We start from the raw sequence: 25745 nt of genomic DNA, 5'->3' as shown, positions 1-25745 counted from the left end.
TTCCATGACCGTCCGGGAGTACCAGAAGAAGCGCCGCCGGGAGCGGATCTTCCAGGCGGCCATGAGCCTCTTCCGCGAGCGGGGTTTCCAGGAGACCACCGCCACGGACATCGCCAAGGCGGCCCACGTTTCCCGGGGCACCTTCTTCAACTACTTCCCCTACAAGGAGGCGGTGCTCCTGGACTACGGCAGCCTCCTCCTCTCCCGCCTCCGGGAAGAGGTGCGCAAGCGCTTGGCCCAGGGGCAGGACCCCCTGCAGGTGCTCCATTTTCTTTTTGGGGAGCTGGCCCAGTTCACCAAGGAGGAGAAGGCCCTGGTCCTGCCCCTCCTCTACGAGCTCCTGAACCCCGACCCCATCCGGGCCAAGGCGGCCTTTGAGGCCCTGCCCCTGGGGGACCTGATCGCCGAGGTCCTCCGGCCCCTGAAGGAAAAGGGGGTGGTGCGCCAGGACCTCTCCCTGGAGCGCATGGGGCGCACCCTGGCCGACCTCTACTTCCTGGCCGCCCTGCGCTGGGCCGCCTACACCCCCAGGCGGGACCTGGGGGAGGAGCTGGACAAGTTTCTCTCCCTGGCCCTGGAGGGCGTGCTGGCCCGGGAGAAAAGCCCCAAGAAGGCCAAGGCCTAGTCGGCGGCCACCTTCAGCCTTTCCGCGATCTCGGGGATGCGGGCCAGGAAGACCCCGGTGGGGCTTCCCGTGAGGGCCACGGCCTCCGGGGTCCCCTCGGCCACGATCTCCCCGCCCCGGTCCCCGCCCTCGGGCCCCAGGTCAATCACCCAGTCCGCGGTCTTCACCACGTCCAGGTTGTGCTCAATGACCACCACGGTGTTGCCTGCGTCCACCAGGCGGTGGAGGACGTCCAGAAGCTTGGCCACGTCCTCAAAGTGCAGGCCCGTGGTGGGCTCGTCCAGGATGTAGAGGGTGCGGCCCGTGGCCTTGCGGCCCAGCTCCGTGGCCAGCTTGATGCGCTGGGCCTCACCCCCCGAGAGGGTGGGGGAGGGCTGGCCCAGGCGCATGTAGCCCAGGCCCACGTCCACCATGAGCTGGAGCTTGCGGGCGATGGTGGGAATGTTCTGGAAGAAGTCCAGGGCCTCCTCAGCGGTCATGTCCAGGACGTCGGCGATGCTCTTGCCCCTTAGCTTCACCTCCAGGGTCTCCTTGTTGTAGCGCTTGCCCTTGCACACCTCGCAGGGCACGTAGAGGTCGGGCAGGAAGAGCATCTCAATCTTCACCGTGCCGTCCCCCCCGCAGGCCTCGCACCGCCCCCCCTTCACGTTGAAGGAGAAGCGGCCCGGGCCATACCCCCGCTTCCTGGCCTCGGGGGTCTTGGCGAAGAGGTCGCGGATCTCGTCAAAGATGCCGGTGTAGGTGGCGGGGTTGGAGCGGGGGGTGCGGCCGATGGGGGACTGGTCAATCTCAATCACCTTGTCCAGGTGTTCCAGCCCCTCCAGGGCGTCAAAGGCCCCCGGGGTGGTCTTGGCCCGCATGAGCCTCTGGGCCAGGGCGGCGTAGAGGACGTCGTGGATCAGGGTGCTCTTGCCCGAGCCCGAGGGGCCGGTGATGGCCACGAAGCGCCCCAGGGGAATCCGCAGGGTGACGTTTTTCAGGTTGTGGGCCCGCGCCCCCCGCAGGACGAGCCACTTGCCATTCCCCTTGCGGCGCTCCCGGGGTACGGGGATGCGCTTTTCCCCCCGGAGGTAGGCCCCGGTGAGGCTCCTGGGGTTTTGCAGGATGGCCTCGAGGGGGCCTTCCGCCACCACCTCCCCCCCGTGGATGCCGGCTCCCGGGCCCATGTCCACGATCCAGTCCGCGGCCCGCATGGTCTCCTCGTCGTGCTCCACCACCAGGAGGGTGTTGCCCAGGCTCTGGAGGCGCTTCAGGGTGGCGATGAGCCGCTGGTTGTCCCGGGGATGGAGGCCGATGGAGGGCTCGTCCAGCACGTAGAGCACCCCGGTGAGGCCGCTACCCACCTGGGTGGCCAGGCGGATGCGCTGGGCCTCGCCCCCGGAGAGGGTGTTGGCCGCCCGGTCCAGGGTCAGGTAGTCCAGGCCCACCCCCACCAGAAAGCCCAGCCGCTCCACGATCTCCCGCAGGATGGGGCGGGCGATCTGGGCCTGGAAGGGGGAGAGCTCGGCTTCCAGGCCCTGGAAGAAGGCCAGGGCCTCCCGCACGGGCAGGGCGGAGACCTCGGCGATGTTCTTGCCCGCCACCTTTACGGAGAGCACCTCCTTCTTGTAGCGGCTTCCCCCGCAGGCGGGGCAGGGCTTGAGGGCCATGAAGCCCTCCAGCACCTCCCTTACCCCCTCGGACTCCGCCTCCTGGTAGCGCTTGCTGAGCCAGGGGATCACCCCCTCGTAGTGCACCTCCACCCGGAAGGTCTCCTTGCCCCCGCGGCGGAAGACCACCTCAAAGGGCTCGGGAAGGCCGTAGAGCACCGCCTGCCTGGCCGCTTCCGGCAGGTCCTTGAAGGGGGTCTTGAGGTCAAAGCCCAGGTGCTCGGCCAGGGCCCTGAGCCGGTCCCAGAGGTAGCTCCGCCCCGTGTCCCGCCCCCGGGCCCAGGGGAGGATGGCCCCCTCGGCCAGGGAGAGCTCGGGGTTCACGATGAGCTCCGGGTCAAACTCCTGCTTGTAGCCCAGGCCCGAGCAGGCGGGGCAGGCCCCGTAGGGGGCGTTGAAGGAGAAGATGCGGGGTTCCAGCTCCTCCAGGACGCTTCCGTGCTCGGGGCAGGCGAACTTCTCGGAGAAGAGTTCCTCCTCCCCCGCATCCGGGTAGAGGACCCGCATGAGCCCCTCCCCCCGCAAAAGGGCCAGCTCCACCGCCTCGGCGATGCGGGGGCGTTCCTCCTCCTTCAGCACCACCCGGTCAATGACCAGGTCAATGTCGTGCTTCTCGTACTTCTCCAGGTTGAGCCCCTGGGCCTCCTCCAGGAGGTAGATGACCCCGTCCACCCGCACCCGGGCATACCCCTCCTTCATGAGCTGGGCGAAGAGCTTGCGGTACTCCCCCTTCCTGCCCCGCACCAGGGGGGCCATGAGGATGGCCCGGGTGCCCGCGGGCTTGGCCAGGAGGCGGTCGGTGATCTCGCTGGCGGACTGCTTCTCAATGGGACGGCCGCACTCGGGGCAGTAGGCGGTGCCCACCCGGGCGAAGAGGAGGCGCAGGTAGTCGTGGATCTCGGTGACCGTGCCCACGGTGGAGCGGGGGTTGTGGCTGGTGGTCTTCTGGTCAATGGAGATGGCAGGGGAGAGGCCCTCAATGCTTTCCACCTCGGGCTTGTCCATCACCCCCAGGAACTGGCGGGCGTAGCTGGAGAGGCTTTCCACGTAGCGCCGCTGCCCCTCCGCGTAGATGGTGTCAAAGGCCAGGGTGCTCTTGCCCGAGCCCGAAACCCCGGTGATGACGATGAACTTGCCCCGCGGGAGCTCCAGGCTGATGTTCTTGAGGTTGTGCTCCCTCGCGCCCCGGATGACGATGCGGTCCATCCGTGGAAGTATACCACCCCTTCCGGGGAGGGACCAGGGTGCCGGTAGAATGGACCCCGTGGTGTCCCGCATGCGCCTCGAGGCCCAGGAAGCCCCCCAGGTGGTGGAACGGCTCCTGCGGGAGAACGAGGGCGAGGTGCGGAGCCTGGCCGCCTTCCTCAGGCGCAGGCCCCCCGCCCTGGCCCTTACCGTGGCCCGGGGGAGCTCGGACCACGCCGCCCTTTTCGCCAAGTACCTCCTGGAGGCCCGCCTCCTCTGGCCGGTGGCCCCCGTGGCCCCTTCCGTGCTCACCCTCTACCGCGCCCACCCCCGGGTGCCCCTTCCCGGTCTTCTCCTGGCCTACAGCCAAAGCGGGGAGAGCCCGGACGTGCTGGAGGTGGTCCAGGCCCACCGCCGCCGGGGGGTCCTTACCGTGGCCCTGGTGAACCGGGAGGACTCCCCCCTGGCCCGGGCCGCGGAGGTGGTCCTGCCCCTCCACGCAGGGGAGGAGCGAGCGGTGCCTGCCACCAAGAGCTTCCTGGCCATGCTGGCCGCCACCGCCCACCTGGTGGCCCACCTCTGGGAGGAGGCCCGCCTCAGGGAGGCCCTCCCCCTTCTCCCCGAGGCCCTGGCCCGGGTCCTGGAGGCAGAGGGGGACCTGGGCTACCTGGAGGAGGCCGAGGGGGCTTTGGTCCTGGGGCGGGGCTTCACCCATCCCGTGGCCCTCGAGGCCGCCCTCAAGCTCAAGGAGGTGGCCGCCCTTCCCGCGGAGGGGCTATCCGCCGCCGAGGTCCACCACGGCCCCAAGGCCCTTCTAGGGGAAGGGTTTCCCGTCTTGGCCCTGGTGCAGAGGGATGAGGCCTGGGAAAGCCTCATGGCCACCCTGGAGGGGCTGAAGGCCCAGGGGGCCCACCTCCTCCTCCTCTCCCCGGAGCCCGACGCCCTGGCCCTGGCGGATACCCCCCTGCGGGTGCCCCTGGCCCTGGGGCCGGAGCTCACCCCCCTCCTCCTGGCCCAGGCCTTCTACCCCCAGGCCGAGGCCCTGGCCCGGGCCCGGGGCCTGGACCCCGACCGGCCCCGCCACCTGGCCAAGGTGACCCGCACCCGCTAGAACACCCTTTCCCCTGGAGGCACCTCCCTTTCCGGGGTGAGGAGGACCACCCGCCCCTCCCCGTCCCGGGCCCCCAGGACCAGGACCTCCGAGGGGAAGCCGGCGATGAAACGGGTGCCCAGGTTGACGGCGCAGACCACCAGCCGGCCCACCAGGTCCTCTGGGCGGTAGAGGTGGGTGATCTGGGCTGAGCTGGTGCGCACCCCCAAGGGGCCCAGGTCTATCCAGAGCTTGTAGCTGGGCTTGCGGGCCTTTTCGTGGGGCTCGGCCCTGAGGACCCGCCCCACCCTGAGGTCCAGGGTCTGGAAGGCCTCCAGCGCTTCCATGGCCCGATTCTAGGGCCTCAGGGGCGCTGGGCGTCGTGCTTGCCTCCCCAGAGGCGCACCTCGCCCTCGGGGGTGAGGAGGAAGGCGTTGCGGTCGTCGCCCACCTGGCGCTTGAGCACCTTGAGCACCTTCCGTTTGGCCTCCTTGTCCAGGACAGGGAAGAGGAGCTCAAAGCGGTTCTGGAAGTTGCGGGGCATGGCGTCGGCGCTGGTCAGGTAGACCCGCCACTCCCCCCCGGCGCGGAAGGCGGCGGCCCGGGCGTGCTCCAGGAAGCGGCCCACCAGGCTCTTGGCCCGGAACCGGGGGTGGAGGAGGGTGAGGGTGCTCCGCACCAGGAGGTCTACCCGGGCCCCGGCCTGGGCGGCCTCCTTCAGGGCCTCGAGGATATCGGGGTCGGTGAGGTGGTTGAACTTGAGGAGGATCCTCCCCTTGGGGTGGGCCTCCTCCCGGATGGCCGCCAGGAGGAGGCGGCGGATGCCCTCCCCGGTCCTGAGGAGGGAGAGGCTGGGAGAGCGTTCCTCGGCCATGGCCTGGAAGAAAGCCCCCACCTCCGCCACCACCTCGGGCCGGGCGGTGAAGAGGGAGAAGTCGGTGTAGAGGCGGCCGTTTTGCGGGTTGTAGTTCCCGGTGCCCAGGTGGACGAAGCCCCCTTCCCGGGTGAGGAGGAGAAGGGCCTTGGCGTGGACCTTGCGCTCGGGTAGGGGCAGGACCTCCACCCCGGCCCGCAGGAAGCGCAGGTACCAGCGCAGGTTCAGGAGTTCGTCAAAGCGGGCCCGCCCCTCCAGCAGGACCCGGACCCTCTTTCCCCGCCGGGCGGCCTCCAGGAGGGTCTCCGCCAGGGGGTTTTCCTCCCCCGTGCGGTACAGGGTGGCCCAGACCTCCTCCACCTCCGGGGCGCAGGCGGCCTCGGCAAAGCGTTCCACCGCGGCGTAGTCCTCAAAGGGGTGGTAGAGGAGGAGGTCCTGCCGCCTGAGGCGGCTTAGGGGGTTTTTCAGGAAGGCCCGGGGCCGCTCGGGGCGCAAGGGAGGAAAGCGCCACTCCCTGGGCCCCTCGGCCACCAGGGTCTCCACCAGGGTGAGGTTGAGGGGCGGGGGGAGGAGGAAGGTCTCCTGGGGATGGAGGTCCAGGGCCTGCCAGAGCCGTTCCAGCCAGGCCTCCGGAAAGCCCCTTTCCGCCACCAGGAGGGTGGGCGTGCCTTCCTGGCGGCCCTCGAGGCTCTGGGCCAGCTCGTCCCAGTCCGCCCGGGCCCGCTCGCTCTCCAAAAGCCTCAGCACCCGGAACTCGTAGAGGGGGCCTTCCTCGGGCAGGAAGAGGTCGCTCCGGGCCCGCATGAGGGCCCCCAGGCGCACGTAGGCCCCTTCCCGGCCGGGAATGGCCAGGAGCCGGGGCAGGTCCTGGGGCAGGCGCACCAGGTGGGTGCGGGAGGCGAAGTAGAGGGCCCCGTGGGAGAGGTCGGGGGCCGCTTCCCAGGGGATGAGGTCGGTCTTGGGGGCCACCACCTCGGCCAGGAAGACCCGGAAGTAGAGCCAGTCCGCCTCGTCCAGCTCCCCGGGGTCCACCACCCGCAGGCGGGGGGCGGCCTCCCTCAGGAGGGCCTGGTAGCGGGCCTGGGCCAGGCGGGCCTGGGCCAGGGCCTCGGCCAAAAGGCTCCTGTGCTCGGGGCTTCCCCTGCTTTCCAGGAAGGGCTTGGCGATGCGGGCGGCAAAGAACTCGTCCAGGTTGCGGTTCCAGATGGCCAGGAAGCGGAGCCTTTCCAGGAGGGGAAAGTCGGGGCGCTCGCTCTGGAGGAGGACGCGGCGGTTAAACTGAAGCCAGCTGGCCTCGGGGAGGAGACGCATTTGCTTCAGATTACGCCGGAAGAAGGTCAGAAACGTGTCAAGACCCGCTCCCTTGCGGTCTTGGACCTGGGGTCAGGCACCTTCCGCCTGGTGGTCTACGCCTACCAGCCGGGGCGCTTCTTTCACCTGGCGGAGGAGTTGCGGGAGGCGGTGGCCCTGGGGGAGGGGCTGGCCACGGGGCGCATCGCCCCGGAGGCCCTGGAGCGGGGGCGGAAGGCCCTAAGGGCCTTTGCCGATTTCCTCTGGGCCGCCCCCGTGGACGAGGTCCTGACCCTGGCCACCAGCGCGGTGCGGGACGCGGAAAACGGGGCCCTCATCCTCCAGGAGGCGGAGGCCCTGGGCCTGGCCCCTAAGGTTCTCTCGGGCGAGGAGGAGGCCCGGCTGGGCGCCCTGGCGGTGGCCAACGCCCTGCCCCTGGGGGATGCCCTGGTGGTGGACCAGGGGGGTGGGAGCGCCCAGGTCTCCCTCCTCCGGGGGCGGCGCTTCGCCTGGGGGAGGGCCATGCCCCTTGGGGCCCTGCGCCTTACCGAGGGGTTTTTGCCCTCCGACCCTCCGGCCAAACAGGAGGTGAGGGCCCTGGAGCGGGAGGTGGAGCGCCACCTGAAGGCCCTGCCCCTTCCCCCCGGCCTTCCCCTGGTGGGCCTGGGGGGTAACCTGCGGGCCGTGGCCCGCCTGCACCAGAAGCGGCAGGGCTACCCCCTGGACCTCCTCCACGGCCACTACCTGCCCCGGGAGGCGGTGGAGGAGCTCTACCGCGACCTCATGGCCCTTTCCCTGCGGGCCCGGGCCGAGCTTCCCGGCCTGCAGCCCGACCGGGCCCGCACCCTGCCCGCGGCCCTGGCCTTTCTCCGGGCCCTCCTTCGGCGCACGGGGGCCCTGGGCCTTTGGGTGAGTGGGGTGGGCATCCGCGAGGGGGCGCTCTTCACCCGCCTCCTGCCCCCGCCCCACCTCCTCCCCGACCCGCGGGCCTTCGCCGTGGACAACCTCTTCCTGCGCTACCCCTTTGCCGTGGAGCACCGGGAGCGGGTGAAGGCCCTGGCCCTGGCCCTCTTTGAGGGCCTCAGGCCCCTCCACGGCTATGGGGAAGAAGAAAGGCGGCTTCTCCTCGAGGCCGCCCACCTCCACGACATCGGCATGCACCTGGGCTACCACGAGCACCACAAGCACGGGGCCTACCTGGTCCTCTCCGAGCCCCTCTATGGCCTCACCCACCGGGAGCAGGCCCTCTTGGCCCTTCTGGTGCGCTACCACCGCCGGGGCAACCCCGAGCCGGGGGGCTTCCGGAGCCTTCTGGCCCGGGGGGACCGCAAGCGGCTCAAGCGCCTGGCCGTCCTCCTGCGCCTGGCGGAGATGCTGGAGCGCACCCGCTCGGGCCGGGTTCAGGGGGTGAGGGTGGAGCTTGGGGAGGAGGTGCGCCTCCACCTGCAGGCGGAGGCCGACCCCTGGGTGGAGCGGGTGGAGGCGGAGAAGCAGGCGGGCCTCTTCCAGGAGGCCTTTGGCCTCGGCCTGCGCCTCCTGTGGGCCCCTACCAGTCCCTGAGCCCCTGGACCAGGGCGAAGAGGTAGACCACCGCCCCCGCGTCCCAGGCCTGGGGGCGGCAGGCCACGGGGTAGGGCACCGGGGGGAGGCCCTCCTCCCGGGCAAACCCCCCCACCAGCTCGGGCAGGCGCAGGTCGGGCTGGCTCAGGGCCAGTTCCAGGAGGGCCCCGGCCACCCGCTCCCCCTCTTCCCTGAGGCCGTAGCGGAAAAGCCCCCCGGCGAAGAGGGCGGTGTCGTGGGGCCAGACCGAGCCGTTGTGGTAGGAGAGGGGGTTGTAGCGCACCTCCCTGGCCCCCAGGGTGCGCAGGCCCCAGCCCGTCCACATCTCCTCGGCGAGGAGGGTGGCGGCCAGCGTCCGCGCCCTCTCCAGGGGCACCGCTCCCGCCCAGAGGAGGTGGCCGGCGTCCGAGGCCTTGACCCGCAGGGGTTCCTTGTCGCGGTCCAGGGCCAGGGCGTAGGTGCCCAGTTCCGGAAGCCAGAAGCGCTCCTGGATGAGGGCGAAGAGGGCCTCGGCCCGCCCCTCCAGGGCCTCGGCCCTCTTTCCCTCCCCCAGGGCCCGGTAAAACCCGGCCGCGGCCCGGTAGGCGGCCAGGGCATACCCCTGGACCTCGCTCACCGCCAGGGGGGGCTCGGCCAGGCGGCCGTCCTGGTGGCTCATGGAGTCGTGGGAGTCCTTCCAGGAGTGCACCGCCAGGCCCCCGCCCGAGGGGGCGAACTCCAGGAGGCCGTCCCCGTCCAGGTCTGCCGCCTCCATCCACCCCAAAGCGGCCTCCCAGTGGGGCCTGAGCTCCCGCACCAGGGCCAGGTCCCCCGTGAGGTCCAGGTACCGGCCCAGGAGGACCAGGAAGAGGGGCGTGGCGTCCACGGTGCCGAAGTAGCGGGCGAAGGGCACCCTGCCGGTGCGGGAGAGCTCTCCCAGGCGCACCTCGTGGAGGATCTTGCCCGGGGCCTCCTCCCGCCAGGGGTCCAGGACCGCCCCCTGCCGCCGGGCCAGGTAGCGCAGTACCCCCCGGGCCACCTCCTTCCCCCAGGGGAGGAGCATGAAGGCGGTGAGGAGGCTGTCCCGGCCAAAGGGGGCCACGAACCAGGGGATGCCGGCGGCGGGCACGGGGCCTTCGGGAGTGGCCAGGAGGAGGGCCCTGAGGTCTAGAAGGGCCTGCCGCACCACCTTCTCCCAGGGGCCCTCCCCGGGAGGAAAGGCCTGGAGGAAGGCCTCGTAAGGGGGCAGGGCTTCCTCGGTCCCCAAGGGGCTTTCCAGGGCCACCTCCCAGCCCAGGGCGGCCTCCCCCCTGGGGGGCAGAAGGAGGCGGAAGCCCCCCTCCGGGATGGGGGGATGGAAGGCCACCCGCTGCTCCACCCCGTCGGGGGCGCGGTAGGAGAGGCCCGGGGGCTCCTGGGGGGCGGGGTGCCAGCCTCGGGCCTGGAAGAGGTCCACGAAGCTTGCCACGGCCTCGAGGCCCACCCTCACCTCCATGGCCTCTGGCGTCAGGTTCTGGAACCGGAGCTCCTCTCGCACCCGCCCCTTTTCCACCCAGAGGGAGCGGCGCAGGTGGAGCTCCCCGTTGGGGTCGTGGAAGCGGGCCCAGAACTGCACCAGGCGGTCGGGCCTGGGGGAGCGGCTCTCCAGGAGCCTGAGCCCCGGGGGCAAGAGCAGGCGGTAGCGGCTCAGGAAGCGGGTATCGTGGCGGTAGAACCCCTCCGCCCCTTCCTCGGCGAAGCCCTTGGCGTTCAGGACCAGGTAGGTGTCGTCTTCCTTCAGGGGAATGGTCATGGCCTACTCCTTTACCGCCCCCACGCTCACCCCCTCCACGAAGTAGCGCTGGAAGACGGCGAAGAGGATGAGGACGGGGATCATGGAGAAGAAGCCCCCGGCCAGAATGAGCCCCCAGTCCCCCACCTGGCCGTAGGCGCTGCGGAAGGAAAGGAGGCCCACGGGCAGGGTGTAGATCTCCCGGGGGCTGGTGAGGACCACGAAGGGCCAGAAGAAGTCGTTCCAGGCGCCCTGGAAGGTGAGGATGGCCAGGGCTCCCAGGGCGGGTGTGGACATGGGCAGGACGATGCGGAAGAGGGTCTGCACCGGGGTGGCCCCGTCGATGAGGGCCGCCTCCTCCACCTCCTTGGGGATGGACTCAAAGAACTGCTTCATGATGAAGACGGCCCCCGCCCCCACCAGGCCGGAGAGGATGAGGCCGGTGTAGGTGTTGAGGAGGGTCTCCGCCCCGAAGAGGCGGGAGAGGCCGAAGATGCCGTCCCGCAGGACCAGGTAGTTGGAGATGAAGGTGACCTGCCCCGGCACCATCATGCTGAAGAGCATAAAGAGGAAGAGGGCCTGGCGGCCGGGAAAGCGCAGGCGGGCCAGGGCGTAGCCGGCCATGGAGGCGAAGACCAGGGTGGTGGCTATCTTGAGGAGGGCCAGGAGGAAGGAGTTGAAGGTCCAGCGCAGGAAGAGGCTTTCCCCCGTCTCCAGGCTCCGGGTCTCGCGGAAGGCCCGCACGTAGTTGTGGAAGACGTAGCCCAGGAGGCCGGGGACGGCGTTGTCCCAGCTGGCCACCCGCCCCCGGCGTTCAAAGCGGGTGGGGTCCAGGGTGGCCGCCACCAGGACCGCTCCCCGGGGGGCCTCGAGGTCCAGGGGCACCCGCTCCAGGTAGGGCCCCGCCCCCTCGTAGGCCAGTTCCAGGCGGTAGCGGTAGAGGAAGCCCTCGGCCTCCCCCAGCCGGAAGGGCCTCCGTTCCAGGAGCTTTGGCCCCCCAAGGCGCACGAAGTCCGCGGCGTAGGGGGCCTCAAACACCGCCCCCATGCCCGCCCCGGGCTTGCGCCGGGGGATCTGGGCCAGCAGGCTGGGCGCCTCCTCCCCGGGGAAGAAGTAGGCCACCTCCAGGGCCACCCGCCTCCCCGGGCGCATCCCCCCGAGCCAGGGGTCCCCCGCCCCCTCCCGCCCCAGCCGCCAGGCGGCGGCCCAGTTCTTGGGGCTCACCTGGGCGAAGCCCAGGGTGAAGGGCCACTCCAGGGGGTTGGCCTTGAGGCTGGCCAGGAAGCCCATGAGGAAGGGTCCCACGAAGAAGACCCCGAAGGCCAGGAGGAGGCCGTAGGCCCAGGCCACCCGGGCCCAGCGGCGGCGGGCCGCTTCCTTGCCCATCAGGACCACCCCCTTTCCCCCACGCCGAAGCGCCGTTGCACCAGGACGATGAGGAGGGTGAGCCCCGCCAGGACCAAGGCCGCCGCCGAGGCCAGCCCCACCCGCGGGCTGGCCCCCGAGGGGAAGACGTTGTTGTACACGTAAAAGGCCAGGGTGATGGTGCTTTCCAGGGGGGCCCCGCCCGAGCCGCCCACGAAGAGCACCTGGTCAAAAAGCTGCAGGGTGCCGATGAGGCCCATGGTGATCACCAGGAAGAGGACGGGCCTGAGGAGGGGAACGGTGATGTGGCGGAACATCACCCAGGGGGTGGCCCCGTCCAGGGCCGCCGCCTCATAGAGGGTCCGGGGAATGCCCTTAAGCCCCGCCAGGAAGAGGACCATGAAGGTGGGGATGGTGGTGTAGGTGTTCATGAGGATGATGGCCCAAAGGGGGTAGGGGAGGCCCAGGAAGCTGGCCCGGCTGGGGAGCCAGGGCACCTCCACCCGTACCTCCCTGGGGACCAGAGCCCCCAAGGCCCCCAGGGCGTAGACCCCCAGGAGGGCCAGGAGGAGGGAGAGGGCGGCCAGGGCCGGGTCAAAGAAGGGGGTGGGTAGGCCCTTCCGCCGCTCCCAGGCCACCTGGACCCCCTGGAAGGCCAGGAAGAGGAGGAGGAAGGCCCCCAAGTGGGGCAGGTGGGCCAGGAGGAGGGAGAGCCCCTGGTTGACCAGGCCCGTGCGCTGGAAGAGCCAGAGGAGGAGGAGGCTGGCCGCCGCGGTGGAGATCACCGAGGGGAGGTAGTAGAGGGTGCGGAAGAGGGTGATCCCCCTGAGGGGCTGGTTCAGGGCGATGGCCAGGAGGAGGGCCAGGAGGGTCTGGAGGGCGGTGACGATGAGGCTGTAGGCCAGGGTGTGCTTTAAGGCGGTGAGGAAGAGGGGCTCCTGGAAGAGCCTGAGGTAGTTGGCGAGCCCCACCCAGCGGGGAGGAGAGAAGAGGTCGTAGTCGGTGAAGCTGAAGTAGACCGCCCGCAGGAAGGCGTAGAGGAAGAAGACCAGCAGGGTGAAGAGGAAAGGGAGGAGGAGGAGGAGGGCGTAGAGGCCCTCGAGGGTTCTTGCCTTGAGCCGCATGGCGCTCCTAAAAGGGGGGCGGCACAGGCCGCCCCCCAAAGCCCCTTTACCGCCTGCCCGTGAGCCGGTCCAGGGCGGCCTGGGCGTCCCTAAGGGCCTGGTCCACGCCCTTCTGCCCGGTCATCACCGCCAGGAGGGCGTCGTTGATGGGCCGCATCCAGTCGCCGCCCAGGCTGCGGAACTTGAAGGGGAAGACGTTCCCCCCTTGCGGGGTGGAGCCCTGGAAGACGATGCGGTTCAGCTCGGGCTCCTTGCCCGGACGCTGGAAGTAGGGGTTGTTGGCCAGGGCGCGGCGGCTGGGGATGGCCAGGCCCCGCTCCAGCACCCACTGCTGGGCCTCGGGGGAGGTGAGGGCCTTGAGCACCTTGACCGCCGCCTCCTTGTTCTTGCTGGCGGCGTTCAGGCTCCAGGACACGGTGTAGACGAAGTTGCCCCGCCTTTTGCTCACGGGGTCCAGGGGCAGGAAGGTGGTACCGTAGCGCAGGTTGGGGGCCTTGTCCCGTAGGAAGCCGGCGATCCAGGCCCCCTCCAGGGCCGTGGCCGCCTTTTCCCCGCCGAAGCAACCCCCGGTCCAGCCCTCGCCCAGGTCCTGGGCGAACCTGGCCGCCCCCCGCCGGACCAGGCCGGTGTACCACTCAAAGGCCCGGCGGAAGTTCCCGTCCAAGATGGTGTGTCCCTTCTCGTCAAAGGGCTTCCAGCCCGCGGCGAAGGCGAAGGCCCCAAAGCGGGCAAAGTCGGCCACCACGCAGAGGCCGGCCACGTCCTTCAGCCTTTCCTGCACCTGCCGTAGCTTCGCCTCAAAGGTCTCCCAGGTGTCCTGCTGGTTGGGGTAGGGCACCTTGGCCTCGTCAAAGAGGTCCTTGTTGAACTGGAGGGCCAGGGTGTTGAAGTCCTTGGGGATGCCGTACAGCCTGCCTCCGTAGGTGAAGGCCTGGAGCAGGTTGCTCAGGAACTCCCCCCGTTCCGCCGGGGTGAAGTAGCGGTCTAAGGGCTCCACCCGCCCCGTGGCGAAGAGGCTTTCCGACCAGAAGATGTCCACGTAGAAGAGGTCGGGGGCGGTGCCCGCGGAGAGGGCGTTGAAGAGCCACTGGGTGTAGTCCCCCTCAATGGGCTCGTAGACCACCCGGATCCCCTCCCGGTCCATCCGGGGCTGCACCACGTCCTTCAAAAGGCCGTTGACGATGGCGATATCCGTACCGCCCCAGCCCGAAATGCGCACCTGGGTCTGGGCCAGGGCACCGAGGCCCACCAGGGCCAGGAACAAAACCGCAATCCTACGCATCCTTACCTCACCAAAGGGCCAAAAAGCCTGGGGCCGAGGGCCGACAAGGGGTCTTTAGCCTGCTCCCACCTCCCTTCGCGCCGTGGTCCCCCGGGGGACCAGGTGCACGGGGAGGCGGCGGCCCTGGGGTGGGTGGCCCTCGAGGGCCAGCTTCAGGAGGGCCACCGCCTCCCGGGCGATGGCGGGGATGTCCTGGTGGATGGTGGTGAGCCTCTCCCCCAGGTCGGGCAGGTCGTCGTAGCCCACCAGGCTCACCTCCTGGGGCACCCGCAGGCCCAGGTCCTCCAGGGCTGCCCAGGCCCCCAGGGCCATCTCGTCCGAGGCGGCGAAGAGGGCGGTGAAGCGCAACCCCCCCTCCCAGGCGCGGCGCACCGCCCGGTAGGCGGCGAGGGCGTCAAAGTTGCCGTCCAGCACCAGTTCGGAGCGGAAGGTGAGGCCGGCTTCCAGGAGGGCCTTCTTGTACCCCAGGAGGCGCTCCCTACCGGCCTGGTGGTGGGGGTGGCCGGTGAGGTGGGCCACTTCCCGGTGGCCCAGCTCCAGCAGGTGGCGGGTGGCCTGGTAGCCCCCATCCCGGTCGTCGGGGGCCACCCAGAAGACCCCGGGGTAGGCCCCGATGAGGACGAAGGGGGTGCCCCGGGTGCGGAGGGCCTCGAGGCGGGGGTCGTGGTCGTGGGCCCCCAGGAGGAGGTAGCCCAGGGCCTCCTCCTGGGGCAGGCCCCGGGCGTCCGTGGGCACCTCGGCCACCCTCAGGCCCTCCCGCCAGAGGGCCTCGGAGAGGGCCTCCAGGAGCAGGGCGAAATAGGGGGTGTACCGCCGCACCCCCGGGGCGAAGAGGAGGCCCACGGTGGTGGACTTACCCACCAGTTCCCGGGCGGCCACGCTGGGCACGAACCCCAGGGCGCGGACCGCCTCCAGCACCCGGGCCCGGGTCTCTGGGCTCACCCCGGGGCGGCCGTTGAGGGCCCGGCTCACCGTGCCTACGGAAACGTTTGCGGCCTTGGCGATCTCCTTTATGGTCAGACGCCCATTCCGTGCCATCGTAAACGTTTACGAAAACTCTAAACCCCCCTGCCCCTCCCTGTCAAGGGCCTAGGGTCTCTTTCCCTTTCCCGGGCCTCGCCTCCGCTACCATGACCCCATGGGGCTTTCCGAGCTGGAGGCAACCCTGGTGGAGAAGGGCCGCTCCTTCCTGGCCCAGGTCCAGGGCCTGCGCCCTCCCCGGACGGAGGACATCTTCCGCCGGCGCCTCTACATCTCCCCCGAGGCCATCCGGGTGGAGAACCACCTGAGGCAGCGCCCCCTAGCCGCCTTCAATCCCGGGGCCGTCCTTAAGGAGGGGGTGATCCACCTCTTCCCCCGGCTGGTCTTTGAGTACTACAGCTATGTCTCGGCCATCGGCCATGCCGCTCTGCCCGTGGAGGACCTCCTTGCGGGGAGGGTCCCCGACCCCTTGCCGGTGGAGATCGTCCTCTACCCTACGGAGGTGTGGGAGGCCTCGAGGGGATGCGAGGACGCCCGGGCCCATGCCCTTGGGGATGGCTTCGCCCTCTTCTACACCGGGGTGGGCAAGGTGGGGGAGGCGGCCCTCACCGAGCACAAGGATGTCTTCTTCCCCGTGCTGGCCCTGGCCGAGCTCACCCCGGACCTTCGGATGCGGCGCAAGGGGGTGGTGCGAGTGGGCCGGGAAGGGGAGGGGCTTTTGCTCCCCACCAAGAACGCCACCTTTCTGGAAGGGGGGGCCTTTCTCCTGCGCCCAAGCCTCCCCCACCTCCCCGACCTCGGCTGGCGGGGCCACCTGGACTGGAAAAGCCTCCGGGCCACGGGCCTGGAACCCGTCCTGGTCCCCGAGCCCTTTGAGTTCAAGGTGGGCTGGTCCACCAACGCCCTGCCTCTGGGAGACGGCACCTACCTGGTGGCCTACCACGGCATCCTCCGGGAGGACTTCTCCTACCGCCACGGGTTTGCCCGCCTCTCGCGCCAGGGAGATCTTCTCGGACTCACCCCCTACCTCCTTGCCCCCCAGGGACTGGTGGAGTCCCTGGGGGACCGGCCCCTAACCCTTTACGGCAACGGCCTCTTTCGCGTCGGCGAGGAGCTCGTCTTCGTGGGCGGGGTGGGGGACTACGCCCTGGGGGTCTTCACCACCCCCTTAGAGGAGGTCCTCGGGCGGATGCGGCGGCCCTAGGCTAGGCCGCCTTGGGGGTCTCCTCAGGCCTCAATGCCTCGGCCACGAAGGCGGCCATGATGCCCAGCATGAGCCCCAGGACCACCGCCAGGGCGAAGATGAGCCCGCGCTTGGGGGCCACCTTCTCGTAGATGGGGTACGCAGGGGCGATGACCTGGGCCAGACTGTTCTGGGAGCTGACCAGTTCAATTTGGAGTTTTGGAGTTCGGTCTTCTTCTGGATTAGGGCTAGGTAGACGTTTCTGGCCAGCTCGAGGGTCTGGTTTACTTGCTCTTACTCCACCTGGGCTTTGGCCACACGTTCCTTATAGTAGGGTGATCCGGGCGTCTACCTAAGCCGTGCCGGGCCTCGAGGAGGCCTCGGACCTCCTCGCCCAGGTGCGGCGGGTCTTCCGGGTGGTGAGCCAGGGGGAGGTTTTGGAGGTGGAGTCTGACCTCTCCCGGGCCCGGGCCATCGCCGACTACGCGGACACCTTCAGCTTCGGCCAGGACAGCCTCTCCGAGGCCTGGCGCAAGGCCAAAGACCCCTTCCTGCCCCCCCTGGAGCGCTGGCGGGCCAGGCTGGAGTTCCACTCCAAGCTGGCCCTGCCCCTGGCCAACCTGGTCCTGGTGCTCCTGGCGGTGGCCATGGCCCTGCGCCATGGGCGGAGCACTGGGCTCGCCTTGGGCCTGAGCGTGGTCCTGGCCTTGGGGTACTACGGGGCCTTTTTCCTGGGCCGCTCCCTCTCGGGCATTGGGGTCTTGCCCCCGGAGCTTGGGGCCTGGGGGGCGAACCTGCTCTTCCTGGCCTTAGGTGCCCGGGCCCTTCGCTAAAGGGGAAGGCCCCCCTGTGGGGGGCCTTGCTGGTGGGCCGTGCAGGACTTGAACCTGCAACCAACCGGTTATGAGCCGGCCGCTCTAACCCGTTGAGCTAACGGCCCATGCCAAGGATTTATTGTAGCACAGGGAGGGCCAAATATCCCCGGGTGCCCGGCTATACTTAGAGAGTGGAGGTGAAAAAATGACGGTGAACGAAAGCACCACCGATCGGGTCATCCGCTTTGTCCTGGCCCTTGTGCTCCTCTACTTTGCCTTCCAGTCGGCTTCCCCCTGGAACTGGGTCCTGGGGGTCGTGGCCGCGGTCCTCCTCTTTACGGCCATCACCGGCTTCTGCGCCCTCTACCGGGTGCTGGGGATCAGCACCAAGCGGTGAGCTGGCCGGTTTCCCCCGGGGACTGGGTGCGGGTGGAGTTCCGCAAGTTCCCGGGGGACGCGCTCCATTACTTCTGGCAGGCCCGGGTGGTGGAGGTGCGGCCTGAGGGGGTGCTCACCCTCCTCCCCCAAGGGGGGGTCTTCCACCACGTGGCCAAGGGCAGGGCGGTGGTCCTGGACCACGACGCCTACGTGGCCTTCTTCCCGGGGGCCTGGTACTCCGGGGGACCCGATGTGCGGGAGGGGCGGGTCCTGGAGTACTACTGGAACGTTCAGACCCCGGCGGAGTGGACGGGAGTGGGGTTTTGCCAGTACGACCTGGAGCTGGACGTGCGCTGCCGCGCCGACCACACCTGCGCCGTCTTTGACCGGGAGGAGTTCCTGGCCAAGCGCGCCCTTTACCCAGAGGCCTGGGTGGCCCAGGCCGAGGCCGCGGTGGAGGCCATTCTGGACCACATGCGCCAGGGCCGCTGGCCGGTCCTGCCCCCCGGCGAGCCCCTGCCCTGGCTGGAGCGGGTCTAGGGGGTGAGGCCGGGGGTCGTCCCCGGGCCCCCGGTACTCCCCGGGCCCCAGGCCTTGAGGGGGGTCAGGGTGGTGCCCTCCAGGTGCCAGCGCTCCTCCAGGGCCACCTGGTAGAAGAGGCCTTTGAAAAAGCCGTGGAAGCTGTCCTCCCAGGTTTCCAGGTTCTGCGCCCTTAGGGGGTAGTTGTGCCAGGCGGGGCCCAGGTAGTAGAGCCAGGGGTCCTCCAGGGGCCGGGTGTCCCCGGACGGTAAGCCCATGAGGGCGTTGAAGAAGCCGCGGAGACGGCTGGCGGCGAAGAGCAGGTTGAGGTAGGGGTCCTCCAGGGCCTTCCTGGCCTCCAGCTCCGTGCGGGGAAAGGGCTTGGCCGGGTCCCAGGCGCCAAAGCGGCGTAGCCTTTCCTCCTGCCTTAGGGCGTCCTCCCAGCTCATCTGGGCCAGCCCCAGGGTGCGGCTTAGGGGTGCTTCCCCCTGGACCTCAGCGAGGCCCTTGGCCAGGGTGTCCGCCGCTTCCCTGACCCCCCGGGAAAGGCCCAGGGCCTTGTCCCCCCCGTGTTGCTCGTTGTCCACGATGGCGGCCAGCACCCCGTGGGGGATGCGGAGGGCCCCTGCGGCCGCCCGTATGGCCTGGGCGTGGGGGAGGACATGGTGGGGAGCGCTGGGGAGGCCCTTTAGCTCCACGGGGCCCAGACGCACCGCCTGGCCGATGGCCGCCACCCAGGCCTGGGCCGCCTCCAGGGCCTCCCGGGCCCCCTTAAAGGCCGAACGCTTCCCCGCCCGCTGGTTGGCCAGCTCCAGGCGCAAGAGGCGGTCGTAGGCCCGCGCCGCCTCGTCGCCCAGGAGGAGGCGCAGGCTGGCCTTGTTGGCCAGGTGGCGGGCCACCAGGGCCTCCCGCTCCCCTTTGGGGTAGGGGAGGAGGTCCCGCAGGCTGGGCGAGGGCAGGGGGGTTGGCGGGGAGGGGAGGGCCAGGAAGAGGAGGCCGGCCACGGCCAGGACCAGCCAGGGCCCCAGGGGCATGGCCGCCTATAAACCAGAACCTTCCGCCGGAGTGGGGGGCACCTCCACCGTGGCCTCCACGGGGTAGCCCACATAGGTGCGGCGGCCCCCCAGGGTCCTTTCCAGCACCTCCCGCCAATCGGCCAGGTTGAGGAAGCGGTCCGCCTGGTTACGGAGCTCCAGGTCGGAGAGCTCATGGAGGCCTAAGAGGTGGACCTCCTTGCCCAGGGCGCGCAGGGCGGCGAAGGTGTGGGCCAGTTCCCCCGCGCCGCTGGCCACGATGGCCCGGTCCCAGCGGGGGGCGGTGGTGAGGAGGTCGGTGGCCATCATGGCCTCAAACCGCGCCTCCCCCCGCACCAGGCGGCTGCGCACCGTATACCCCATGAAGACCAGGGCGTCGATGAAGCGCTGCTGGCGCTCATCCTCGGGGTCGGTGATGGGCACGTAGTAGAAGGCGTTGTAGAGCTGTTCGGGGGTGGCGAACTGGGTCAGGACCCGGCGGTGGTCCACGTTCCAGCCCAGACGCTTGGCCGCCTGGTACATGTAGGAGCCGTCAATGAAAAGGGCAACCCGCATATGCCCCCCATCTTAGGGCAAAAGAGGACCCCAGGGCTATACCCAGGGGTGCTTTAGGCCGGGGCCTTCTCCTCGGCCTTTTCCGAGGAGTGCCCGGGGTTCACCTTGAGGCTGGGGTTGGCGTAGGCGGCGGCGTGGTTGGCGGCGATGGCCGCCTCGCCGAAGCCCAGCACGATCAGGGGAAGCTTCCCCGGGTAGCTCACGATGTCCCCGCAGGCGTAGACCCCGGGGAGGCTGGTGGCCATGGTGGTGTCCACCTTGATGCGGTTCTTCTCCAGCTCCAGGCCCCAGTTGGCCAGGGGGCCCAGCTTGGTGAGGTAGCCCGCCAGGATGAGGACGGCGTCCACCTCCAGCGGGACTTCCTCCTGGGTCTGGTTGTGGAAGATGACCGCCCTTTCCACCCGGGTATCCCCCTCAATCCGCCGCACCTCGTAGGGGGTGAGGACCCTGAGCTTTCCTTCCTCGTGGGCCTGCAGGAGCTCCTTCACGCTGGCCTCGTGGGCCCGGAACTGGGGCCGGCGGTGGATGAGGGTGATTTCCTTGGCGGTGTCCAGGAGGTTCAGGGCCCAGTCCACGGCGCTGTCCCCCCCGCCCACGATGAGGACCCGCTTCCCCTGGAACTCCGCCTTGGTCTTCACCGCGTAGTAGACCCCCTTGCCCTCCAGCTCCCGCTCCCCCGGGGCGCCCAGGCGCCTGGGCTCAAAGGCCCCCACCCCGGCGGCGATGATCACCGCCTTGGCGGTGTAGGTGTTCCCCGCGGAGGTGGTCACGCGGAAAAGGCCGTCCACCCGCTCCAGGGTTTCCGCCCGCTCCCCCAGGCTGTAGATGGGGTTGAAGGGGGCCACCTGCTCCACCAGACCCCGCACCAGGTCCTTGGCGTACACCTTGGGGAAGCCAGCCACGTCGTAGATGTATTTCTCCGGGTAAAGGGCGGCTAGCTGCCCCCCTGGTTCCGGCAGAGGGTCCAGGAAGCGGAAGGTGAGTCCCCGCATCCCCACGTAAAAGCCCGCGAAAAGCCCCGCTGGTCCGGCGCCGATGATGATCACGTCCGTGTGCTCCATGGCCCACCTCTTCCCGGCATTTTATGCCCTTGGCCGGGGAAACGTGTCCTTAGTCCACCCGCAGGACCACCTTGCCGAAGACCCGCCTTTCCTCCAGGAGGCAGTGGCCCTCGGGGGCGGCCTCGAGGGGCAACACCTCCCCCACCACCGGCCTGAGCCTCCCCTCCTCCACGAAGCGCAGGATGGGGAAGAGGCGGCTTTTAGAGCCCATGGTGGAGCCCAGGATGGAGAGCTGGCGGAAGAACACGTGGGCGAAGGGCAGGGTGCCCTCGTACCCCGAGGAGGCCCCGGCGATGGCGATGCGGCCGCCGTTGGCCGTGGCCCGGACCACCCCCTCAAAGTAGAGGGCCCCGGTGTGGTCCACCACCTTGTCCGCCCCCTTGCCCCCGGTGAGGCGGCGTACCTCCTTGGGCCAGTCGGGGTGGGTGTAGTTCACTACCTCGTCTGCCCCCAGCTCCTTGGCCCGCCGGAGCTTCTCCTCGGAGCCTGCGGTGGCGATGACCCGGGCGCCGAAGAGCTTGGCGATCTGGATGGCGGCCACGCTGACCCCGCTTCCTGCCGCCATCACCAAGACGTCCTCCCCGGGCCGCACCTGGAGCTTGTCCACCACCATCTGCCAGGCGGTAAGGAAGGTGAGGGGGATGGCTGCGGCCTCCTCAAAGGAGAGGTTCTTGGGTTTTTTGAGGAGGTTGGCCTCGGGCACCACCAGGTACTCGGCGTAGGCCCCGTGGCGGTGCTCCCCCAGGATCTCGTACCTGGGGCAGAGGTTGTCCTCCCCCGCCAGGCAGCGCTGGCAGTGCCCGCAGGAGAGGCCGGGGTTCACCACCACCTCATCCCCGGGGGCGAAGCCCGTCACCCCGGGCCCCACCGCGTCCACCACCCCGGCGGCGTCCGCCCCCAGGATGTGGGGCAGGGGGAGCCTGGGGCTTGCCACCCCCTTGCGCACCCAGATGTCCAGGTGGTTTAGGGCTGCTGCCTTTACCCGGAGGCGCACCTCCTTGGGACCGGGCTCGGGGGTGGGAACCTCCCCGGGCTTCAGCACCTCCGGGCCGCCTCGAGCCTCCATCAGGATCGCCCGCATGAACCCTCCTTATGGAGGGGATTTTTCCATGGCCCCCTCCTGGGGTCAAGGTTGGGCCTCCGCCCTTGACAGGGTCCAAGGAAAGGGGGTACCCTGACCGGCGTAAGACCTTCGGGAGGAAGCTTATGAGAAAAGCTTTCTGGTTGGCGGCAGCTTTAGCTTTGGCCGGCGTGGCCAGCGCCCAGACCTTTGTCTGGCCCCAGAAGTGGACGGTGGCCAAGCCTTCGGAGGTGAAGCGGGGGGGCACCCTGCGGGCCTCGGTGATCAGCGACTACCGCACCTTCAACCCCTTCATCACCGCCGAGGCAGGGAACGTGCCCAGCATCATCTCCCCCTACGGCCTGGTGCGCCGCGACCCCAGCACGGGGGACTGGATCCCCTACATGGCGGAGTCCTTCAGCGTAAGCGCCAACAAGCTGGAGATCACCTTCAAGATTCGCCGGGGGATGAAGTGGTCCGACGGCCGCCCCATCACCGCCGACGACTGGATCACCACCTGGCGCATCCACACGGACAAGGCGGTGGGCTCCAACAGCTATGACTCCTTCTTCATTGACGGCAAGCCCATCACCCTGCAGAAGATTGACGACTACACCCTGCGCTTCAGCTACCCCAAGCCCGACGCCACCGCCTTCGCCGTGGCCGGCTTTGTACCCTGGCCGGCCCACATCTTCGGCCCCGTGTACCAGCGGGAGGGGGCCGAGGGCATCAAGAAGATGTGGACCCTGAACGAGGACCCGAACAAGATCGTTTCCGCCGGTCCTTGGCTCATTGAGAGCTACCGCCCCGGCGAGCGCCTGGTGCTGAAACGCAACCCCGCCTTCGGGGAGTGGAACAAGGACGAGGCGGGCAACCCCCTACCCTACCTGGACCGCTACGAGATCAAGATCGTCAAGGACACCAACGCCCAGCTGGCCGAGTTCCTGGCGGGGAACATCGACCTCCTCGCTCCCTCCACCGTGGACCACATCTCCCAGGTGCGCCAGGCCATCCAGCAGGGCCGCCTGGACGCCACCATCAGGGTGAACGCCTCCCCCGTGGCCTCCAGCCAGTTCATGGTCTTCAACTGGAACAAGGCCTCCGACCCCTTCAAGCAGAGCCTCTTCCGCTCGGAAAAGTTCCGCCGGGCCATGAGCCACGTCGTCAACCGCCAGGCGGTGGTGGACATCGTCTACGGCGGCCTGGGCACCCCCATGTACACCAGCGTCTACCCGGTGCTCACCCAGTGGATCAACCCCCGGGTGCCCAAGTACGAGTACAACCTGCAGGAGGCGGCCAAGCTCCTGGCGGAGCTGGGCTTCACCAAGAAGGACCGGGAAGGCTACCTGGTGGACAACCGCGGCCGCCGGCTGGAGTTCAACCTGGCCACCAACGCCGGCAACGCCCAGCGGGAGCAGATGGCCAAGCTGATCGTGGACGAGGCCAAGAAGGTGGGGGTGAAGGTCAACTTCTCCGCCATTGACTTCAACACCCTGGTGGGCCAGCTCCTCTCCTCCGGGGCGGACCGGCCCTTTGACGCCATCATCATCGGCCTCTCCGGCGGGGACCTGGACTGGCCCTTCGGCTCCAACGTGGTGCCCTGCAAGGGCAACCTGCACATGTGGAACAAGTCCGGCCAGTGCCTGGACCCCCGGGAGACCCAGCTGGACGCCCTCTACTCCCGCGGCCGCACGGAGCTGGACTTCCAGAAGCGCCGGGAGATCGGCTTCCAGATGCAGCAGATTGAGGCCCAGCTTCTGCCCGTCATCTACATCGCCGGGCCCAACTACCACCCGGCCTGGAACAACCGCCTGGGCGGCGAGCACCCCGAGGCCCTCATCAGCGCCATCTGGGGGCAGCGGCAGCTGGAGCTGACCTTCATCAAGAAATGAGCTAGCCCTGTGCGTCCCCCGGGGCCCATGGCCCCGGGGGCCCTTTGGAGCCATGACCGCTTACATCCTTCGGCGCATCCTCTACCTGATCCCCACCTTCTTCGGGGCCACCTTTTTGGCCTTTCTCATCATCCAGCTGGCCCCGGGGGACTACCTGACCCAGCTGGAGCTGGACCCCAAGGTGACCCCGGAGACCATCGCCCGCCTCAGGGCCCAGTTCGGCCTGGACCGGCCCATCTACGAGCAGTACCTCCTCTGGATGAACAACCTCCTGCACCTGAACCTGGGCTACTCCTTCGCCTACCAGGCGCCGGTCCTCGAGGTCATCTGGCCCCGGGTGGTCAACTCCATGGTCATCGTCATCCCCTCCACCCTCCTCCTCTACCTGGTGGCCATCCCCATCGGGGTCTACGGGGCGGTGCGCCAGTACTCCCTGGGGGACCGGATCCTCTCCTTTTTGGCCTACGTGGGGCTTTCCGTGCCCAGCTTCTTCCTGGCCCTCATCGCCATCTACCTCCTCCTGCAGATCAAGTTCCGCACGGGCACCCTCATCTTTCCCGTCTCCGGCATGACCAGCAGCGGCTTTGAGCAGCTTCCTCCCCTGCGCCAGTACCTGGACATCGCCTGGCATGCGGTGGTGCCCGTTCTGGTGGCCACCGCCAACGACATCGCCGGGCTTTCCCGGCTCATGCGGGGGCAGATGCTGGAGGTCCTGGGCCAGGACTACATCCGCACTGCCCGGGCCAAGGGCCTGGCGGAGCGGGTGGTCCTCTACAAGCACGCCTTCCGCAACGCGGTGATCCCCTTCGTGGCCACCTTAGGGGGGCTCCTTCCCGGCCTCATCTCCGGGGCGGGGTTCGTGGAGGTGGTCATGGCCTGGCCGGGCATCACCCCCTTCTTCCTGGACGCCATCGCCAACCAGGACCTCTATGTGATCGCCGGCTTCCTCACCGTGAGCCTGGTCCTCCTCATGATCGGCAACCTGATCTCCGACCTGCTTCTGGCCTGGGTGGACCCCAGGATCCGCTACGAGTAGGGGGTGAGCTGTGGCTACCTCTGCCAGCGCTACCCGCACCAACCTGGTCCTGCGCCAGTTCCGCAAGCACCGCCTGGCGGTCTGGGGCGGGCGCATCCTCCTGGTGCTCTACCTGATGGCCGCCTTCGCCGGCTTCTTCAGCCCCTACGACCCCAACTACTACGAGCTCTACCCCCCCAAGGGCCACCACCCCCCCACCCGCATCCACTTCGTGGACCCGGAGACGGGGAGGCTCAGTCGGCCCTTCGTCTACGCCACCAAAAGGACCATTGACCCCGTCTCCCTCCAGCCCAAGTACGAGGAGGACCCCAGCCAGGGGAAGTTCTACCTCCGCTTCTTCGTGCGCACCCCGGACCAGCCCTACACCATCTTCAAGGTCTTCCGTTCCGACCTGCGCCTGGTGGGGGTGGATCCCCCGGGGCGGCTCTACCTGATGGGCACGGACAACTTTGGCCGCGACCTCTTCAGCCGCATCGTCTATGGGGGGCAGGTTTCCCTCACCATCGGCATCCTCTCGGCCCTGGTCTCCTTCGCCCTGGGGCTTCTCCTGGGGGGGATTGCCGGCTACTTCTCCGGAAGGCCCTTTGCCCTCTCCCTGCCCCCCAGGGCCTGGCGGGGGCTTGGCCTCCTCCTCGGCCCCTTGAGCCTCCTCCTCTGGCTGGGGGTGGCGGTGGGGGCCCTCTTTTTGGCCTGGACCTTCGTCCGCCTGAGCCCGGGCCAGGACCTCTTCTCCTTTGGGGTGGACGGGCTGGTCCTCCTCCTGGGCCTGGGGGCTTTCTACCTGGTGCTGCGCCGGATCTTTCGCGAGCCCCTGCGCCTTGACCCCGACGACCTCATCATGCGCACGGTGGAGATCATTGCCGCCATCCCCAGTCTCTTCCTCCTCATCTCCTTACGGGCGGTCTTCCCCACCAACATTGACCCCCTCTTCACCTTCTACCTGGTGGTGGGCCTTCTGGGCTTCATCGGCTGGGGAGGGCTGGCCAGGGTGGTGCGGGGGATCGTGCTTTCCGTGCGGGAGATGGACTACGTGCAGGCGGCCCGGGCCCTGGGGGCCTCGGATGGACGCATCATCGCCCGCCACATCCTGCCCGCCACCGCCAGCTACGTGATCGTGAGCCTCTCCCTCACCATCCCGGGGTTTATCCTGGGGGAGAGCGGCCTCTCCTTCCTGGGCCTGGGGGTCACCGAGCCCTACACCAGCTGGGGTCTGCTCCTGCAGGCGGCGCAGCAAGGGGGGTTTGCCTCCTTCACCGACCGCCCCTGGGTGCTGTGGCCGGGCTTTTTCATCTTCCTCTCCGTCCTCTCCTGGAACTTCCTGGGGGACGGCCTGCGGGACGCCCTGGACCCCAGGCGGAGGCAGTAGGCCCTTCTCTTTTGACCGGGTATGGCGTATAACATCTGAGGTGTTGTAGGGAGCTGTGCCCGAAGGAGTGC

At 69.1% G+C, this 25745-nt stretch carries 22 protein-coding genes and 1 tRNA gene; 10 read left to right on the top strand and 13 right to left on the bottom strand.

From position 1 onward, the window contains the following. The first annotated feature begins 4 nt into the window (after window positions 1-4). Window positions 5-625, top strand: coding sequence for a TetR/AcrR family transcriptional regulator (locus B128_RS0108565; RefSeq protein ID WP_018111862.1), 621 nt, complete (start codon window positions 5-7; stop codon window positions 623-625). Here the strand turns inward: B128_RS0108565 and uvrA are convergent. Further along, on the bottom strand, window positions 622-3480 hold the full coding sequence (gene uvrA / locus B128_RS0108560) for an excinuclease ABC subunit UvrA (RefSeq protein WP_018111861.1): 2859 nt from the start codon (window positions 3478-3480) through the stop codon (window positions 622-624). The two genes, B128_RS0108565 and uvrA, sit on opposite strands and share 4 nt — an antisense overlap. A 49-nt stretch (window positions 3481-3529) precedes the next feature. On the opposite strand from uvrA, the gene B128_RS0108555 reads away from it, so the two are divergent. Beyond that, window positions 3530-4570: an SIS domain-containing protein gene (locus tag B128_RS0108555; protein WP_018111860.1), complete on the top strand. Its 1041-nt coding sequence runs from the start codon at window positions 3530-3532 to the stop codon at window positions 4568-4570. Here the strand turns inward: B128_RS0108555 and B128_RS0108550 are convergent. Together B128_RS0108550 and B128_RS0108545 are read right to left on the bottom strand one after the other, a co-directional pair. Continuing rightward, a complete protein-coding gene (locus B128_RS0108550) occupies window positions 4567-4896 on the bottom strand; it encodes a tRNA-binding protein (RefSeq protein ID WP_018111859.1) in 330 nt (109 codons plus the stop codon). The genes B128_RS0108555 and B128_RS0108550 overlap by 4 nt on opposite strands. Window positions 4897-4913: 17 nt before the next feature. Then, the gene (locus tag B128_RS0108545; protein ID WP_018111858.1) at window positions 4914-6734 is read right to left on the bottom strand and encodes a phospholipase D-like domain-containing protein; all 1821 of its coding nucleotides are present in this window, start codon (window positions 6732-6734) and stop codon (window positions 4914-4916) included. Here B128_RS0108545 and B128_RS0108540 point away from each other — a divergent pair, their 5' ends adjacent. Beyond that, entirely contained in the window at window positions 6735-8273 is a 1539-nt protein-coding gene (locus B128_RS0108540; RefSeq protein WP_026175138.1) for a Ppx/GppA phosphatase family protein, read from the top strand. It begins immediately after the preceding gene. Here B128_RS0108540 and B128_RS0108535 read toward each other — a convergent pair. The 5 genes from B128_RS0108535 to B128_RS0108515 are packed head-to-tail and all read right to left on the bottom strand — an operon-like array spanning window position 8260 to window position 14832. Continuing rightward, a complete protein-coding gene (locus B128_RS0108535; RefSeq protein WP_018111856.1) occupies window positions 8260-10044 on the bottom strand; it encodes a glycogen debranching N-terminal domain-containing protein in 1785 nt (594 codons plus the stop codon). The genes B128_RS0108540 and B128_RS0108535 overlap by 14 nt on opposite strands. 3 nt (window positions 10045-10047) lie before the next feature. Next, entirely contained in the window at window positions 10048-11409 is a 1362-nt protein-coding gene (locus B128_RS0108530) for a carbohydrate ABC transporter permease (protein WP_018111855.1), read from the bottom strand. Continuing rightward, a complete protein-coding gene (locus tag B128_RS0108525) occupies window positions 11409-12512 on the bottom strand; it encodes a carbohydrate ABC transporter permease (RefSeq protein ID WP_018111854.1) in 1104 nt (367 codons plus the stop codon). Before B128_RS0108525 ends, B128_RS0108530 begins: the two co-directional genes overlap by 1 nt. Window positions 12513-12558: 46 nt before the next feature. Then, entirely contained in the window at window positions 12559-13794 is a 1236-nt protein-coding gene (locus tag B128_RS0108520) for an extracellular solute-binding protein (RefSeq protein ID WP_026175137.1), read from the bottom strand. Between the two features lie 54 nt (window positions 13795-13848). Beyond that, window positions 13849-14832: a LacI family DNA-binding transcriptional regulator gene (locus B128_RS0108515; protein WP_018111852.1), complete on the bottom strand. Its 984-nt coding sequence runs from the start codon at window positions 14830-14832 to the stop codon at window positions 13849-13851. Between the two features lie 100 nt (window positions 14833-14932). Here B128_RS0108515 and B128_RS0108510 point away from each other — a divergent pair, with 100 nt between their 5' ends. Both B128_RS0108510 and B128_RS12335 read left to right on the top strand, forming a co-directional pair. After that, complete coding sequence (locus B128_RS0108510; RefSeq protein WP_018111851.1) at window positions 14933-15979, top strand: glycoside hydrolase family 130 protein; 1047 nt, start codon at window positions 14933-14935, stop codon at window positions 15977-15979. A 338-nt stretch (window positions 15980-16317) separates the two neighbouring features. Beyond that, window positions 16318-16791, top strand: coding sequence for an LptF/LptG family permease (locus B128_RS12335; RefSeq protein WP_018111849.1), 474 nt, complete (start codon window positions 16318-16320; stop codon window positions 16789-16791). Between the two features lie 30 nt (window positions 16792-16821). On the opposite strand, the gene B128_RS0108500 is transcribed toward B128_RS12335, so the two are convergent. After that, a tRNA-Ile gene (locus tag B128_RS0108500) sits at window positions 16822-16898 on the bottom strand. Between the two features lie 80 nt (window positions 16899-16978). Between B128_RS0108500 and B128_RS0108495 the strand changes: the two genes are divergently transcribed. Beyond that, on the top strand, window positions 16979-17170 hold the full coding sequence (locus B128_RS0108495; protein WP_018111848.1) for a YgaP family membrane protein: 192 nt from the start codon (window positions 16979-16981) through the stop codon (window positions 17168-17170). Next, the gene (locus tag B128_RS0108490) at window positions 17167-17691 is read left to right on the top strand and encodes a ribonuclease FAU-1 family protein (protein WP_018111847.1); all 525 of its coding nucleotides are present in this window, start codon (window positions 17167-17169) and stop codon (window positions 17689-17691) included. The genes B128_RS0108495 and B128_RS0108490 overlap by 4 nt, the downstream gene beginning before the upstream one ends. Here the strand turns inward: B128_RS0108490 and B128_RS0108485 are convergent. Genes B128_RS0108485 through B128_RS0108470 form a run of 4 tightly spaced genes read right to left on the bottom strand, consistent with a single transcriptional unit; the run spans window position 17688 to window position 21401 of the window. Beyond that, window positions 17688-18704 carry a hypothetical protein gene (locus B128_RS0108485; RefSeq protein WP_018111846.1) on the bottom strand — a complete coding sequence of 339 codons (1017 nt, stop codon included), beginning with the start codon at window positions 18702-18704 and terminating at the stop codon, window positions 17688-17690. The genes B128_RS0108490 and B128_RS0108485 overlap by 4 nt on opposite strands. A gap of 6 nt (window positions 18705-18710) precedes the next feature. Further along, window positions 18711-19259: a LabA-like NYN domain-containing protein gene (locus B128_RS0108480; RefSeq protein WP_018111845.1), complete on the bottom strand. Its 549-nt coding sequence runs from the start codon at window positions 19257-19259 to the stop codon at window positions 18711-18713. 53 nt (window positions 19260-19312) lie between these two features. Then, window positions 19313-20320, bottom strand: coding sequence for an NAD(P)/FAD-dependent oxidoreductase (locus B128_RS0108475; protein ID WP_018111844.1), 1008 nt, complete (start codon window positions 20318-20320; stop codon window positions 19313-19315). A gap of 49 nt (window positions 20321-20369) precedes the next feature. Beyond that, window positions 20370-21401: a zinc-binding dehydrogenase gene (locus tag B128_RS0108470; protein WP_018111843.1), complete on the bottom strand. Its 1032-nt coding sequence runs from the start codon at window positions 21399-21401 to the stop codon at window positions 20370-20372. A gap of 125 nt (window positions 21402-21526) precedes the next feature. Here B128_RS0108470 and B128_RS0108465 point away from each other — a divergent pair, with 125 nt between their 5' ends. From B128_RS0108465 to B128_RS0108455, 3 genes are read left to right on the top strand one after another with little or no spacing between them, the layout of a single operon-like run. Next, window positions 21527-23272 carry an ABC transporter substrate-binding protein gene (locus B128_RS0108465; protein WP_026175136.1) on the top strand — a complete coding sequence of 582 codons (1746 nt, stop codon included), beginning with the start codon at window positions 21527-21529 and terminating at the stop codon, window positions 23270-23272. Between the two features lie 52 nt (window positions 23273-23324). Then, a complete protein-coding gene (locus B128_RS0108460; protein ID WP_018111841.1) occupies window positions 23325-24308 on the top strand; it encodes an ABC transporter permease in 984 nt (327 codons plus the stop codon). Window positions 24309-24318: 10 nt separating this feature from the next. After that, the gene (locus B128_RS0108455) at window positions 24319-25674 is read left to right on the top strand and encodes an ABC transporter permease (RefSeq protein ID WP_018111840.1); all 1356 of its coding nucleotides are present in this window, start codon (window positions 24319-24321) and stop codon (window positions 25672-25674) included. The last annotated feature ends 71 nt before the right edge of the window (window positions 25675-25745 follow it).

Source organism: Thermus igniterrae ATCC 700962 (assembly GCF_000376265.1).
Taxonomy (GTDB): domain Bacteria; phylum Deinococcota; class Deinococci; order Deinococcales; family Thermaceae; genus Thermus; species Thermus igniterrae.
This window is presented reverse-complemented; position numbering and strand designations above follow the sequence as displayed.

What these genes read in the sequence shown, in the direction of transcription:
- B128_RS0108565 (WP_018111862.1), top strand. Translation starts at nt 5, where the DNA reads ATGACCGTCCGGGAGTACCAGAAGAAGCGCCGCCGGGAGCGGATCTTC.
- uvrA (WP_018111861.1), bottom strand. Translation starts at nt 3,480, where the DNA reads ATGGACCGCATCGTCATCCGGGGCGCGAGGGAGCACAACCTCAAGAAC.
- B128_RS0108555 (WP_018111860.1), top strand. Translation starts at nt 3,530, where the DNA reads ATGGACCCCGTGGTGTCCCGCATGCGCCTCGAGGCCCAGGAAGCCCCC.
- B128_RS0108550 (WP_018111859.1), bottom strand. Translation starts at nt 4,896, where the DNA reads ATGGAAGCGCTGGAGGCCTTCCAGACCCTGGACCTCAGGGTGGGGCGG.
- B128_RS0108545 (WP_018111858.1), bottom strand. Translation starts at nt 6,734, where the DNA reads ATGCGTCTCCTCCCCGAGGCCAGCTGGCTTCAGTTTAACCGCCGCGTC.
- B128_RS0108535 (WP_018111856.1), bottom strand. Translation starts at nt 10,044, where the DNA reads ATGACCATTCCCCTGAAGGAAGACGACACCTACCTGGTCCTGAACGCC.
- B128_RS0108530 (WP_018111855.1), bottom strand. Translation starts at nt 11,409, where the DNA reads ATGGGCAAGGAAGCGGCCCGCCGCCGCTGGGCCCGGGTGGCCTGGGCC.
- B128_RS0108525 (WP_018111854.1), bottom strand. Translation starts at nt 12,512, where the DNA reads ATGCGGCTCAAGGCAAGAACCCTCGAGGGCCTCTACGCCCTCCTCCTC.
- B128_RS0108520 (WP_026175137.1), bottom strand. Translation starts at nt 13,794, where the DNA reads ATGCGTAGGATTGCGGTTTTGTTCCTGGCCCTGGTGGGCCTCGGTGCC.
- B128_RS0108515 (WP_018111852.1), bottom strand. Translation starts at nt 14,832, where the DNA reads ATGGCACGGAATGGGCGTCTGACCATAAAGGAGATCGCCAAGGCCGCA.
- B128_RS0108510 (WP_018111851.1), top strand. Translation starts at nt 14,933, where the DNA reads ATGGGGCTTTCCGAGCTGGAGGCAACCCTGGTGGAGAAGGGCCGCTCC.
- B128_RS0108495 (WP_018111848.1), top strand. Translation starts at nt 16,979, where the DNA reads ATGACGGTGAACGAAAGCACCACCGATCGGGTCATCCGCTTTGTCCTG.
- B128_RS0108485 (WP_018111846.1), bottom strand. Translation starts at nt 18,704, where the DNA reads ATGCCCCTGGGGCCCTGGCTGGTCCTGGCCGTGGCCGGCCTCCTCTTC.
- B128_RS0108480 (WP_018111845.1), bottom strand. Translation starts at nt 19,259, where the DNA reads ATGCGGGTTGCCCTTTTCATTGACGGCTCCTACATGTACCAGGCGGCC.
- B128_RS0108475 (WP_018111844.1), bottom strand. Translation starts at nt 20,320, where the DNA reads ATGGAGCACACGGACGTGATCATCATCGGCGCCGGACCAGCGGGGCTT.
- B128_RS0108470 (WP_018111843.1), bottom strand. Translation starts at nt 21,401, where the DNA reads ATGCGGGCGATCCTGATGGAGGCTCGAGGCGGCCCGGAGGTGCTGAAG.
- B128_RS0108465 (WP_026175136.1), top strand. Translation starts at nt 21,527, where the DNA reads ATGAGAAAAGCTTTCTGGTTGGCGGCAGCTTTAGCTTTGGCCGGCGTG.
- B128_RS0108460 (WP_018111841.1), top strand. Translation starts at nt 23,325, where the DNA reads ATGACCGCTTACATCCTTCGGCGCATCCTCTACCTGATCCCCACCTTC.